11 protein-coding genes are annotated in these 14,261 nt (G+C 49.8%); 3 read left to right on the top strand and 8 right to left on the bottom strand.

Features of this window, described 5'->3' with window-relative positions:
- Positions 1-71: 71 nt before the first annotated feature.
- From hscA to cysE, 7 genes are all read right to left on the bottom strand, one after another.
- A complete protein-coding gene (hscA, locus tag HQN60_RS01950) occupies positions 72-1,928 on the bottom strand; it encodes a Fe-S protein assembly chaperone HscA (RefSeq protein ID WP_173532110.1) in 1,857 nt (618 codons plus the stop codon).
- Between the two features lie 180 nt (positions 1,929-2,108).
- Positions 2,109-2,639 carry a Fe-S protein assembly co-chaperone HscB gene (hscB, locus tag HQN60_RS01945; protein WP_173532109.1) on the bottom strand — a complete coding sequence of 177 codons (531 nt, stop codon included), beginning with the start codon at positions 2,637-2,639 and terminating at the stop codon, positions 2,109-2,111.
- 135 nt (positions 2,640-2,774) lie between these two features.
- Positions 2,775-3,098: an iron-sulfur cluster assembly protein IscA gene (iscA, locus tag HQN60_RS01940; RefSeq protein ID WP_173532108.1), complete on the bottom strand. Its 324-nt coding sequence runs from the start codon at positions 3,096-3,098 to the stop codon at positions 2,775-2,777.
- Between the two features lie 68 nt (positions 3,099-3,166).
- Entirely contained in the window at positions 3,167-3,547 is a 381-nt protein-coding gene (gene iscU / locus HQN60_RS01935; protein WP_173532107.1) for a Fe-S cluster assembly scaffold IscU, read from the bottom strand.
- 289 nt (positions 3,548-3,836) lie between these two features.
- Complete coding sequence (locus tag HQN60_RS01930) at positions 3,837-5,051, bottom strand: IscS subfamily cysteine desulfurase (protein ID WP_173532106.1); 1,215 nt, start codon at positions 5,049-5,051, stop codon at positions 3,837-3,839.
- Between the two features lie 56 nt (positions 5,052-5,107).
- On the bottom strand, positions 5,108-5,584 hold the full coding sequence (iscR, locus tag HQN60_RS01925; RefSeq protein ID WP_173532105.1) for a Fe-S cluster assembly transcriptional regulator IscR: 477 nt from the start codon (positions 5,582-5,584) through the stop codon (positions 5,108-5,110).
- A gap of 199 nt (positions 5,585-5,783) precedes the next feature.
- Positions 5,784-6,542, bottom strand: a complete 759-nt coding sequence (cysE, locus tag HQN60_RS01920) for a serine O-acetyltransferase (RefSeq protein ID WP_173532104.1) — start codon at positions 6,540-6,542, stop codon at positions 5,784-5,786.
- Between the two features lie 427 nt (positions 6,543-6,969).
- Here cysE and HQN60_RS01915 point away from each other — a divergent pair, with 427 nt between their 5' ends.
- Positions 6,970-7,833 (top strand): hypothetical protein, encoded by an 864-nt coding sequence (locus tag HQN60_RS01915; protein WP_173532103.1) that lies wholly within the window; start codon positions 6,970-6,972, stop codon positions 7,831-7,833.
- Between the two features lie 386 nt (positions 7,834-8,219).
- Here the strand turns inward: HQN60_RS01915 and HQN60_RS01910 are convergent, their stop codons facing one another.
- Entirely contained in the window at positions 8,220-9,848 is a 1,629-nt protein-coding gene (locus tag HQN60_RS01910) for an alpha-glucosidase (protein WP_173532102.1), read from the bottom strand.
- Between the two features lie 173 nt (positions 9,849-10,021).
- Between HQN60_RS01910 and glgB the strand changes: the two genes are divergently transcribed.
- The gene (glgB, locus tag HQN60_RS01905) at positions 10,022-12,214 is read left to right on the top strand and encodes a 1,4-alpha-glucan branching protein GlgB (RefSeq protein ID WP_173532101.1); all 2,193 of its coding nucleotides are present in this window, start codon (positions 10,022-10,024) and stop codon (positions 12,212-12,214) included.
- Complete coding sequence (glgX, locus tag HQN60_RS01900) at positions 12,208-14,253, top strand: glycogen debranching protein GlgX (protein WP_173532100.1); 2,046 nt, start codon at positions 12,208-12,210, stop codon at positions 14,251-14,253. Before glgB ends, glgX begins: the two co-directional genes overlap by 7 nt.
- Positions 14,254-14,261 lie beyond the last annotated feature (8 nt).

Genomic DNA, 14,261 nt, shown 5'->3' with positions numbered 1-14,261 from the left:
AAAACAGCGCAATCCTTGCGGCTGGTTTTGGCAATAGCAAAAACGATTATTGAGCGCAGCGCGCTGTGTCGTTAAATATCAGTAATTTTGTGGCCGCTTAAGCCGCGTTTCACTGCCGCATTCATGCGGCGGCTGGCAAACTCATCGCTGGCGGCATTCAGTTGCTCGGTGCCGGCAATTAAGGCGTTGGCATCGTCGCCAGCAATCAGCGTTTGTAAGTGGGCCAGTGCTGCATCAATCGGCGCACGCTCACTTGAATTGAGTAAATGACCATCAGTTTCAAGTGCAATCAATACCGCGGCGACAATGCTGCTGGCTTCAACACGCGCTTCGGCGAGCTTTCTGGCTTGTAAATCCACATTGGCATGCGTCATTGATTCGGTGAGCATGCGGCTGATTTCATTGTCGGTCAGACCGTAAGAAGGTTTGACTGCGATACTCGCTTCAATGCCGCTCGATTGCTCACGCGCAGACACCGACAGCAAACCATCGGCATCCACTTGGAAAGTCACGCGAATGCGCGCCGCACCGGCAACCATCGCTGGAATGCCGCGCAGCTCAAACCGCGCCAAGCTACGGCAATCGCTCACCAATTCGCGCTCGCCTTGCAATACATGAATCGCCATCGCAGTTTGGCCGTCTTTAAAGGTGGTGAATTCTTGTGCGCGGGCGGTTGGAATGGTGCTATTGCGCGGAATGATTTTTTCGACCAAACCACCCATGGTTTCTAGCCCCAAAGACAGTGGAATCACATCCAGCAGCAACCAATCGTCATCCCCTTTATTGCCCGCCAAGACATCGGCTTGAATTGCCGCGCCAATGGCAACGACTTTATCTGGGTCCAGATTGGTCAGTGGCTCTTGGCCAAATAAATCACGCACCGCTTTGCGTACATGCGGCATCCGCGTTGCGCCGCCGACTAACACCACGCCTTTTACGCTGGCAAAATCGAGCTTGGCGTCGCGCAGGGCTTTCTTTACCGGCAACAGCGTTTTGCTGATTTGGTGGGCGGTCATTTTATGAAATAGTTCAGCGCTCAGCGTTAAATCCACCACCTGCCCATCGGATAAAACGGCGGTAATTTGAGTGCTGGTGTGATCAGTCAGCGCTTCTTTGGCTTCGCGGGCGCGCGTCAGCAGCAGGCGGGTATCGTGTGGATTGGGGCCGTGAATGCCGGCTTGCTCTAAAATCCAGCAATAAATTCGGTGGTCAAAATCGTCGCCACCAAGTTGCGAATCGCCCGAAGTGGCGCGCACTTCAAACACGCCGCGCGTGAGTTCGAGCACCGACACGTCAAATGTGCCGCCACCCAAATCGTAAATCACATAGGTGCCTTCAGACGCATTGTCCAAGCCATAGGCAATTGCCGCGGCGGTAGGTTCATTTAAGAGCCGCAAAACATTGATGCCAGCAAGGGTCGCGGCGTCTTTGGTCGCTTGGCGCTGCGCGTCATCAAAATACGCTGGAACAGTAATTACTGCGCCGACGAGTTCGCCGCCGAGGCTCTCAGTTGCGCGCGCTTTGAGGTTTTTGAGGATTTCACTCGACACTTCCACCGGGCTTTTAATGCCCGCGCGAGTGACGATTTTCAACATGCCTGGCTCGTCAACAAAGCGATACGGCGTGGCTAAATCGGCGATGTCATTGATGCCACGGCCCATAAAGCGTTTTACCGACAGCAGCGTATTGCTGGGGTCGACATTTTGCTGCGCTTGCGCCGCATGGCCAACCAGTATTTGCCCAGATTGGCTGTAATGCACCACCGACGGTAGTAGCGTGCGACCATCATGATCGGGCAGGCAGACCGCGCTGCCGCTTTTAACTGTTGCGACTAATGAATTGGTCGTACCCAAGTCGATGCCCACCGCAAGACGGTGTTGATGCGGCGCGGCTGAAAGGCCGGGTTCGGAGATTTGCAACAAAGCCATTGGCTTAAATCCTAAAAATCTAATCGATTAACATGCTTTAAGGTATATGCCTGAAGCTATTTATATGTAATGGCTTCAGGAATATACCCTGATGTAGGGCGGGTCATACCCCGCTAAACTGGCTGAAAATAAATTGAGCGCTAGCGTGTGGCTGGTAATGCCAGCAAGCTCGCCTAGCGATTAATACAAAATCGCTTCAATCGCATCGCCAATTTCTTGGTCGAGCTTTTCCATAAAGCGTAATTTTCTCACGCTCAGCGCAGCGTGGATATAGTCTTTTTGCCCATCGATTTGCATGGCCAATTTGTCTTCAAGGGCTTGCATTTCGGCACGCATCTCGCTGGCTAGGTTTTCCAGTGCGCTTAAATTTTGGCTGGCTTTAGCCTCCGCAATGCTTTCACGCCATTCCATTTGCGCCATCAGAAAATCCATCGGCATCGCAGTATTGGTTTCTTCTTGCGTATCGATGTCGGCCAATTTGAGTAAATAGCGCGCTCGAGCCAGGCCTGATTTCAAGGTCTGATAGGCTTCGTTGATGTGCGTGGTCGCTTGCAAACTTTGGCGGCGTTCTGTATCGCTAGCCGTTGCAAAACGATCCGGATGAAACTGAGCTACGGCTTCGCGATAACGGGTATCGAGCAGTTTGGTGTCGATTGCAAAGGCAACGGGCAGATCAAACAGGGCGAAATGGGATTGATTGAAGTTAATCATTGGGGATATAGGGAGTTGGGAGTGGGGAAGGGTAAAAACGTACTTTGTTGCGGATACGCTTGATCAGTATGTTAATAAGAATGGGAGGGGGTTTACGACTCCCCACTCGCCAGTCCCCAATCTCTGGTTCTTTGCTTATACACCAAAGCTTTCGCCACAGCCGCACTCGTTTTTAACGTTGGGATTATTAAATTTAAACCCTTCGTTCAGTCCTTCCTTGGTGTAATCCAATTCAGTACCGTCTAGATAAGCGAGTGATTTGGCGTCGGTGTAAATCTTGGCGCCATGGCTTTCAAAGACCAAATCCGTATCGCTTTCAGCGTCAACAAATTCGAGCTTATAGGCCATGCCTGAACAGCCCGAGGTTTTGACTGCCAGACGAATCCCAAGGCCTTTACCGCGTTTTTTAATAAAGTTTGCGACGTGATTTGCAGCCGCTTCGCTCAATGTCAGTGCCATGATTTGCTCCATATTGGGAGTTGGGCGTGGTGATTAGGCCTTGCTACTGCCCTAATCTAATTCCCGACTCACAGATGTTTTTGCTTGTAGTCTTCTACTGCGGCCTTGATTGCGTCTTCAGCCAAGATCGAGCAATGGATTTTAACTGGAGGCAAAGCCAACTCTTCAGCGATTTGGGTATTTTTGATCGCCAAGGCTTGGTCTAGCGTTTTGCCTTTAACCCATTCAGTCACCAGTGACGATGATGCAATGGCTGAGCCACAGCCGTAGGTTTTGAATTTTGCGTCTTCAATCAGGCCATCGGCACCGACTTTGATCTGCAACTTCATCACATCGCCACACGCTGGCGCGCCGACCATACCGGTACCAACAGTGTCGTCGCCTTTTTCAAAAGCGCCCACATTGCGTGGATTTTCGTAATGATCGAGTACTTGTTCGCTGTATGCCATTTTATGTGCCTCTTTGCTAAATCAAAAATTCCCCAGCTGCGTTACTTAGGCTTGCCGTACTCAATGTACTGTCTGCGCCTGAAGTGCCTTGCTGGAAAATTTTTGAATATTTAAATAATTTCCAGAATCAAACCACCTTTTTCGGGCGGATCGGTTGTTATGTCTGCTCAATTTATCCGTGCAAATTGGCGTGGATCGTTGTGCCAGACAAGGCGCGATGTCGCGCCGTTTACTTCTGTAAACAAGCGGCAGCGCAACGCAGTTTGGCGCAACGAGCCGCAGTCAATTTTTAGTGGGCGGCCCATTCGATGGTCGAAATATCGATGCCTTCTTTATACATATCCCACAATGGCGACAACGCACGCAGCTTGTCGATCTTGCCTTTGATCAATTCAATCGCAAAGTCGATTTCAGCTTCGGTGGTGAAGCGGCCAATGGTGAAGCGAATCGAGCTGTGCGCCAATTCGTCCGAGCGGCCCAAGGCGCGCAAGACGTACGATGGCTCAAGCGAAGCAGAGGTACAGGCCGAGCCTGATGATACCGCCAAGTCTTTGAGCGCCATAATCAGTGATTCGCCTTCGACATAATTGAAACTCACGTTCAAGTTATGCGGTACGCGTTGATTCATGTCGCCATTCAAATGCGTTTCTTCAATTTCTTTGAGGCCATTCCACAAACGATCACGCAGTGCGCCGATGCGTTGGTTTTCTGTCGCCATGTCTTCCCGCGCAATGCGGAATGCTTCACCCATGCCAACGATTTGATGCGTTGCCAAGGTGCCTGAGCGGAAACCGCGTTCATGGCCGCCACCGTGCATTTGTGCTTCTAGACGAATACGCGGTTTACGGCGAACGTAGAGTGCACCCATGCCTTTCGGGCCGTAGGTTTTGTGCGCCGAGAAGCTCATCAAATCGACTTTCAAAGTCGATAAATCAAGGTCGATTTTACCGGTAGCTTGGGCGCTATCGACGTGAAAGACGATACCGCGTTCGCGGCAGATTTCGCCAATGGTCGCGATGTCTTGAATCACACCGATTTCGTTATTGACTGACATCACCGAAATCAAAATCGTATCTGGGCGGATCGCAGCTTTGAGCGCGTCTAAATCGAGTAGACCGTTGTCTTGTACGTCGAGATAAGTCGCTTCAAAACCTTCGCGCTCAAGTTCACGCACTGTGTCTAGCGTGGCTTTGTGTTCGGTTTTTACTGTGATGATGTGTTGACCCTTGGCTTTATAAAAGTGCGCTGCACCTTTAAGTGCCAAGTTAATCGATTCTGTCGCACCGGAGGTCCAAACGATTTCTTTGGGATCGCAATTGACCAAAGCCGCTACTTGTTCCCGCGCTTCTTCGACGGCGGCTTCAGCTTCCCAGCCAAAGGGATGCGAGCGACTTGCTGGGTTGCCAAACATTTCGGTCAGATAAGGAATCATCTTTGCCGCAACGCGTGGATCAACTGGCGTTGTCGCCGAGTAATCAAGATAGATCGGATGTGACAGATTCATAGGTCTTGCTCCAATTTCAAAATCGATGGGGTTGGCCCCGTGTAGTCTTTGTCCGCTCAGTGGCTAGCGGTATTGCTGGCGCGCTTGTCTTGTAAAACACCGGTTTTATCACTGCAGCGCTTTAATTTGTCGTTTTGTTTCTCGATTAAATCACCCAAGGTCACCCCAGATAAATAATCGTAAATGGTGCTGCTTAAATCGCTCCACAAATCGTGGGTCATACAGCGGCCTTCGTCGCGACAGTTTTCTTTGCCACCGCATTGTGTGGCATCGATCGGCTCGTCAACGGCTTGAATGATCTCGGCGACATTGATTTTGGCGGCTGGACGAGCAAGGCAATAACCGCCACCCGGACCACGCACGCTCTCAACCAATTCGCGGCGACGTAATTTACCGAATAATTGTTCTAAATAAGACAGTGAGATATGTTGCCGTTCGCTAATTCCAGCGAGCGTAACAGGACCACCGGCTTGGCGTAGTGCCAGATCAAGCATCGCGGTAACGGCGAAGCGGCCTTTGGTGGTCAAGCGCATGAGGTTTCTCTGCTGATTTATCTTGTTTTGATGGTATCAAATCCCGACTATTTTAGTCAAGTAAAAGCCCGACTAAAATAGTCGGGATTAAACTTGACTTTCGAGCGCATTTTATTGCCTGTTAGCAGGTCTTTGATTTCACTTGAAAAATACGCTTTAGCCGTGTTTTTGTCGTTAAATCGAGCCACTTAATCTGTATTTAATCGACAATTTGATTCAGATGCTTGGGATCAAATTGATCCACGCTGGCTCTTTCTTGGCTGCAGTCTACGCCGAGTTGTTCTAAGCGCTGTAACACCATTTCTAGGCGTTGATCGGTGGTGACTGAATGATCAAGTAGTGCATGAATCGCTTTGACCATCGGATCATTCATATCACTGCCGACACCGTAAGCTGAAAACCCCAATTGTTCGGCTTTTTCGGCGCGTTGTTGATCCAGCGATTTGTCGACCATGCGCGCTAAATTGGCCACCATCGTCGCGCCCGCTGGCACGTCTTTAATCACCACGGCATTGGGGCCGATTTTGGCATCGTCGCCGATTTCAATTGGGCCAATGATTTTGGCGCCGGCGCCAATCACCACGCCTTTACCGAGCGTCGGGTGGCGTTTACCGGGTTTGGAGGCCAAACCTAAACCGCCTAAGGTAATCCCTTGGTAGAGCGAGCAATCATCGCCAATGATGGCGTGCTCGCCAATCACCGTGCCCATGCCGTGATCGATAAAGACCCGACGACCAATGGTTGCGCCCGGATGGATCTCGATACCCGTCAAAAAGCGTGAAGTGTGCGACACGATACGCCCAAGCAGTTTCCAATCGCGACGCCATAAGCTATTGGCGATTAAATGCAAAGTGAGCGCATGAAATCCCGGGTAACACGTAATCACTTCGAGTGTTGAACGGGCAGCAGGATCGCGGTCAAAAACCACGCGGATATTTTCACGCAAACGCTCAAGCATGGGATTGATTTCAATGGGAGCTGAAAAGCTGACTATTTTACTCGGTTTTATACCCTACAGCGAGTGCTCTACAGCCCTTATTGCCAATCGCTGTCGATTGCTGCTTTGTGGAGTAGGGCACGGCAGGACGCGGGATTGAGTTTTTAATGCGGCACGGCTTGAGCTTGGTTAGCTAAGATTGAGCGACACTGAATGAAGTCGCTGAGTGACTTGTGATTTTGAATTGGATGAATCCGTAATCTGTGTATTTTCGATGCTGAATACAGCAGACCCCGTTCAGATTAAATATTTGCTGTCACCTAATGAAAAAATAAATTAAGTTTTTGAAATTATTTCCGATAGCTTTTGTACCGATTGGGCATGATTTGGGCGCTAATTAAGGTGTAGGGCAGCTTTCAGCTTTGGGTGCCGCGCACACAAAAGGATAATGATTATGATTTCGAGAACGGCCGTAATATTTGAGTCGATTGAGGTTCCCAGATATACAGGTGATGGCTCACAAAAATCAAAAGAAATTTTAGCTTTATTAGATGCGAATGGGCAATTCACCCTTGGCCCTCGCCAAATCAACCCTGAACCAATCGTCCCTGCTGATGTGCAGCAAGCCAATCAGCAGCTGTATGACGGAGCAGAAACGATGAAGCGCGCCTTAGAGCGCGTCGATTACGATATGCGTAAACAAAGGCCCGACATAATGACCGATGTGGGGTTTCATTACGGTGGCTACGTGCTTCCACTGCCCGAGTTTTATTCTGCAACGCACGCAGATGGCACAACCTATTTAACCGACAAGCGCATTGTTGACAAAGGTTATGAAGCGCGCGGCTATGATTTTGCGACTAGCTCGGCTTGGGATTTTACCGTAGAAAACGGCAAGTTTCACGCGTTTAGCAAATCAGTCACGAAGGGGCAATACGATTTTGTCACGCAAGGTGATTCGGGAGGTGGAACGAGTGGCTGGGGTGGCTCAGGCATGGTGCAGGCAGTGAGCCAAGAACAATTGGCAGTGATTGAAAAAACGCTGAATGAAAATAAAGAGCTGCTCAAGGGTGTCACCGAACTACTTAACGGCATACAGGGCAGCCATGATGACGTGCCAAATGCACCCCAACTGTCATTGAAAGAATTGATTAGAAAAGCGGAACTATTCGCCGGACAAGCAGCTGGACAAATTCCGTTCAAAGCTTCTACAGACTTTAATCGAGCAGAAAAATCTGTCTTTTATCGGCGAGCAGCTCACGAAATGGACGCTAGCTTACAAACAGCCCAAAACATAAATACACGTGCATGACTATTTTCATGTTTTTACGTAAAAATTTTTATTATGCTCTTCTCATCTTATATAAATGCGTACCTCTGCTTTAAAAACTGCAGTGATAATCGCCATCTTTTTTTCGAGCACAGCACACGCCGTTACAATTTATAAATTAGACAATAACAACAACGGAACACGTGAATCGCGGGCAACGGGTATTAAAAATGCCAATCAAGTCGTGGGCTACCCAATATACCAACGAAGCTTCTATTTCACCCGCCAATCATGGTATATGCCGCTAGCTGTTATTTAATGGCAGCTACCAGCATATACATTTACATCTTTGCTTCGGTGCTGATTCGGTGTGGATGGTTTTAAGTGCGAGTGGCACCGCATCAACACCAAATCGGCGCACGATCATCTTATTCAATTTTGCCAAAATAACCGCCCCAAGCTTGCAGCACGATGTATTGCTTGACGATGGCGCCGCCCATTAAGCCGTGGCCATCCATGGTGGCGATGTTTTGCCATTGTTTGGGCAGTTTGATGCGGTGTTCGTTAGCGCTGAGGTTAAACGCGATTAACATTTTTTCGCCATTGCCGCTGCGCTCAAACAGCAAAATCGGTTCAGGCGCGGGCAAAAAGGTGATGTCGCCGAGTACTAATAATCGATTTTTCCGTCGCCAAGCAAAAAACCGCCGAGTGAAATTTAAAATTGAATCGCGCGGTTTATCCTGCACATCAACACTGAGCGCTTGTTGCTCAGGCGAGATTGGCAACCACGGCGTAGTGCCGCTAAAGCCAGCAAATGGCGCGTCAATATGCCAAGGCATTGGGGTGCGGCAACCATCGCGACCTTTAAACTCGGGCCAAAATGTTTTGCCATATGGATCTTGCAATAATTCAAATGGAATGTCGCCCTCGGGCAGACCCAGCTCGTCGCCTTGATATAAGCACACCGAACCGCGCAAGCTGCCTTGCAAGGCAATCATCAGTTTAGAAAAGGGCGCGCCGGCGCGGCCTTTGCCCCAGCGCGTCGCCACGCGGGGTACATCGTGATTGCCCAGTGACCAACACGTCCAGCCGGGGTTGGCCAGTGCGGCAAATTGGCTTTCCATGATTTCTACGCGCTGGCGAATATGCGCGGCGCTAAAGGTTTCGGTGAGTAAATCAAAGCTATACGCTTGATGGAATTTGTCACCGCCCTCGGTATATTCAGCAATGCGTTTGGGCGAATCATCGTCACCAATCTCCCCGATGCTGGTGGCGCGATAGCGATTGAGTCGTTTGCGGATTTTTTTTAAAAAAGCCAGATTTTCCGGTTGCGATTTATCGTATAAATGCTGCTGCATGCCATAAGGATTGCTCGCCGCAACGCTGGTGGTGTCGGCAACCCGCGCCGGCGGGTTGTTTCGTAGTTGCGCATCATGAAAATGAAAAATACATGCATCAAAACGAAAACCATCTACGCCGCGTAGCAACCAAAATTCCAGCTCAGCGAGCAGTGCTTTTTGTACCGCTTTGCAATGAAAATTCAAATCCGGCTGGCTGCTTAAAAAATTGTGCAAATAATATTGGCAGCGACGGCTGTCCCATTGCCAAGCGCTGCCACCAAACACCGACAACCAATTATTCGGCGGCGTGCCGTCCGGTTGTGGATCAGCCCAAACATACCAATCGGCTTTGGCATTGTTTCGTGAACTGCGACTCTCAATAAACCAAGCATGTTGATCAGAGGTATGCGATAGCACTTGGTCGATGATGATTTTAAGCTTGGCTTTGTGCGCGGCTTTAATCAGCGCATCAAAATCGGCTAAGTCGCCAAATAGCGGATCAACCGCGCAATAATCGCTGACATCGTAGCCAAAATCGGCCATTGGCGATTTAAAAAACGGCGAGATCCACAAGGCATCGACATTGAGTGATTGTAAATACGGTAAGCGCTGCAAAATGCCGCGTAAATCACCAACGCCATCATTATTGCTATCCATAAAGCTACGTGGATAGATTTGATAAATCACCGCACCGCGCCACCAATCAGATTTTTTCATCACAGGTATTCCTTACTGGGGTCAATGTGTCGGCAATATAGGACTATGTTTCTTTTCGTCTTGCGTAAGTTATTAGCAAACACATAAGATCGATAGGCCCTGCTAACTCAGCAGTTAGTCTTAGGTTTGACTATAAACAATCATTGCGCAAGCTACCGCCGATCGAGGTTTCGATGATTTCAGTTGATTTAGCCCGCGTTGCTGCCGTTTGTTCTGGTCAGGATGCTGATCCATTTTCTTTCTTGGGTATGCATCTGGTTGACGGTACGGTGCAAGTGAGAGCTTGGCTACCAACGGCGAGGCATTGTAGTTTAATCGAAAGTAAAACCGGTAAAAAGCTGGCCGATTTTGACTGTATCGATGAGCGCGGTTTTTTTGCCGTGGTGGTGCCACGCCGAGTGCATTGCTTTGCTTATCATTTGCGCGTGCAATGGCAAGAAGGCCCGCTCGAGATTGAAGACCCATATCGCTTTGCGCCGATTTTAGGCGAAATGGATCTGTGGTTATTGGCCGAAGGCAATCAATTGCGTCCTTACGAGCGATTGGGAACGCATTTTTGTTCGCAAGATGGCGTTGCTGGCGTGAGTTTTGCGGTGTGGGCGCCCAATGCGCGGCGGGTGGCGGTGGTAGGCGATTTTAATTGCTGGGATGGTCGGCGCCATGCCATGCGCTTACGCAAAGAATGCGGCGTTTGGGAGATTTTCTTGCCGCAAGTCACCGCAGGGCAAGCTTATAAATATCAAATTACCGATCAGCAAGATCAGCTTGAGTGTAAGGCCGACCCGTATGCTTTTTCTGCGGAATTACGCCCAGCCACAGCATCGCGAGTGGCGCAATTGCCGGCATGGATTGAAGGTACGGCAAGCCGTAAAGCCGCCAATGCACTCAATGCCCCGATCTCAATTTATGAAGTGCATTTGGGCTCTTGGCGGCGCCGCCCAGAAGACAACAATCGCTGGCTCACTTATCGTGAACTGGCGACTGAATTACTCGCCTATGTGCTCGATATGGGCTTTACCCATATTGAACTATTGCCGATTAGCGAGCATCCATTTGATGGTTCATGGGGGTATCAGCCGCTAGGTCTTTATGCGCCAACCTCCCGATATGGTACCCCTGATGATTTTCGCTTTATGGTGGCCACATTCCAAGCCGCTGGCATTGGGGTGATTTTAGATTGGGTGCCGGGGCATTTTCCGGCGGATGCACATGGTTTGGCACAATTTGATGGCACGCCGTTGTACGAGCACAGCGATCCGCGGGAGGGCTTTCATCCGGATTGGAATACGCTGATTTACAATTTTGGCCGCAATGAAGTACGCAATTTTTTGATTGGTAATGCGCTGTATTGGCTGGAACGCTATGGCATTGATGGGCTGCGGGTGGATGCGGTGGCCTCGATGCTGTACCGCGATTATTCGCGTAAAGACGGTGAATGGATTCCCAATCAATTTGGTGGCCGAGAAAACCTTGAAGCGATTGATTTTATCCGCCGGATGAATGAAGTCGTTGGCGTTGAGCGCCCGTCTGCCGTGACTTTGGCCGAGGAATCAACGTCATTTCCTGCGGTATCGCGCCCGCCAGCGATGGGCGGTTTGGGTTTTCATTACAAATGGAATATGGGTTGGATGAACGACACGCTGTCGTACATGCAAGAAGACCCAATTAACCGCCAATATCATCATCACAAAATGACTTTTGGTTTGGTATACGCCTTTTCGGAAAACTTTGTCTTGCCTTTGTCACACGACGAAGTGGTGCATGGCAAGGGCTCGCTATTGAGCAAAATGCCCGGGGATGACAGGCAAAAATTTGCCAACCTGCGCGCGTATTACGCTTTTATGTGGGGCCATCCGGGCAAAAAATTACTGTTTATGGGTTGCGAGCTGGCGCAAGTGGCCGAGTGGCAACACGAAACCAGTTTGGATTGGCATTTGCTCGACGCCGAACACGGCCATCATCGCGGCGTGCAGCAATTGGTGAAGGATTTAAACCGCACTTATCGCAGCCAAGCTGCTTTGTATCAGCTCGATTTTGAACCGCGCGGCTTTGAGTGGATTGCGCATGATGAGGGCGAGCAGTCGATTTTTAGCTTTATTCGCCACGGCGATGTGGCCGATGAATTTGTGGTGGTGGTGAGTAATTTCACGCCAGTGCCTAGACATGGCTATCGGCTCGGTGTGCCCAAAGCGGGCTTTTATCAAGAAATACTCAATAGCGATTCCTATTTTTATGGTGGTAGTAATCTGGGAAATGTCTTGCTACTGAGTGAGGGTATTTCAGCGCACGGCAGGGCAAATTCGGTTTGTATGACCATACCCCCACTAGCAACGCTATATTTACGCTGGAGTGAAACCGCATGCTAAGCAAGGGGACGCCCTATCCCTTGGGGGCGACATTTGATGGTGATGGGGTTAATTTTGCCTTGTTTAGCGAAAACGCCAGCGCGGTGAGCTTGTGTTTATTTGATGACACCGGACTCGTTGAAACCGCCAGTTTGCCCATTGAGCATTGCAGTCATGGTATTTGGCATGGTTATTTGCCCGATGCTCAACCTGGATTGGTGTATGGCTATCGCGTGAGCGGTCCTTATCGCCCAGCCGAAGGGCAGCGGTTTAATCCACATAAAGTGCTGCTTGATCCCTATGCCAAAGACATCGTCGGTCAATGGGCTGATAGTCCTTTGTACTTTGGGTATCAGCCTGCTCACCCTGAATTAGCGAGCGTTGATGACAATACCGCCGTGGCTTTGAAGGGGAGAGTGATTCATGAGGCCTATGATTGGGGCGACGATGAAGCACCCAATACCGATTGGTCAAAAACAATCATTTACGAAGCGCATGTGCGCGGTTTGACGCAATTGCACCCAGAGATTCCGGCCGAGATTCGCGGCTCATACGCCGCCATTGGCCATCCAGCGATGCTGGCGCATTTTAAACAGCTCGGCATTAGCGCGATTGAATTGCTGCCGGTGCATTGGCATTTGGATGAGCCGCGCTTGATGCAGCTCGGTCTGCAAAATTACTGGGGTTATAACAGCATTAATTTTTTTAGCCCTGAGGCCAGTTATTGGTCGCAGCGCGCAGGCACCACGCCATTGTCGGAATTTCGCGATATGGTCAAAGCCTTGCATTCAGCGGGCATCGAAGTGATTTTAGACGTGGTGTTTAATCATACCGCCGAGCAAGACCATATGGGCCCCACGCTGTCTTTTCGCGGCATTGATAACGCCAATTACTACGTGCTCAACCGTAGCAACGCCGCGCATTACGAAAACTGGAGCGGTTGCGGCAATGTGCTGAATGTCTCGCATCCACGGGTATTGCAATTGGTGATGGATAGCCTGCGCTACTGGGTGAACGAATGCCATGTTGATGGTTTTCGTTTTGATTTAGCGCCGATTATGGGGCGATTAGACGGGCACTTTACGGCTAATGCGCCATTTTTTGCCGCCATTGCCCAAGATCCGCAATTATCCACGGTAAAAATGATTGCCGAACCTTGGGATATTGGGCCGGGCGGTTATCAAGTGGGGCATTTTCCGCAAGGATGGGCCGAATGGAATGATCAATACCGTGATGCCATGCGTAAGTTTTGGCTGCATGATGGGGTGAACCGTGCTTTGTTTGCGCGGCGTTTTGCGGCATCGAGCGATCTCTTTCATAAGCAGCGCCGTAGTCCTAAATCATCGATTAACTTTGTTAGCGCGCATGATGGTTTTAATTTACGCGACTTGGTGTCGTATAACCACAAGCATAATTTGGCCAATAAAGAACATAACCGCGATGGCCATAGCCACAATTACAGCTGGAATTGCGGTTTGGAAGGCCCTAGCGAAGATCCGGGGATTTTGTTACTCAGGATGCGGGCAACCAAGGCGATTTTAGCCACTTTATTACTCAGCCAAGGCACGCCGATGCTGCTCGCCGGGGACGAAATCGGCCACACTCAGCAGGGCAATAATAATGCGTATTGTCAAAATAACGCGATTTCTTGGTTAGATTGGTCGCAAGCCGATCACAAACTGACAGATTATGTCGCCGAACTGATTAAAATTCGTCGAGAATGCTCGGTGTTGCAAAATAGCCGTTGGTGGACGGGTCAGCCCGATGAAGATGATATTCAAGATGTGGTTTGGCTCAATCCATCAGGGCAACCGTTGCAAGCGCATGATTGGGAAGACGCAGCAGGGCGCGCGTTGATGGTGTGTTTAGCCAAAAATCTATTGGTGTTGATGAATGCGTCAGCGCATCAGATTCATTTTCATTTGCCGGTCGGCATTTGGAGTATGCGATTGGCGAGTACTGGTGATCCACAATCAGATTTTAGCGGCAAAGACTGCCGCGTTGCGGCGCGTAGCGTCACGATTTTACAAAGAGATTTAAGCCGTAATCAAGGCGATTAAAGAGGATC

This window comes from Deefgea piscis (assembly GCF_013284055.1).
Lineage (GTDB): Bacteria > Pseudomonadota > Gammaproteobacteria > Burkholderiales > Chitinibacteraceae > Deefgea > Deefgea piscis.
The sequence above is the reverse complement of the archived record's forward strand: the minus strand, read 5'-3'. Positions and strand labels throughout refer to the sequence as shown.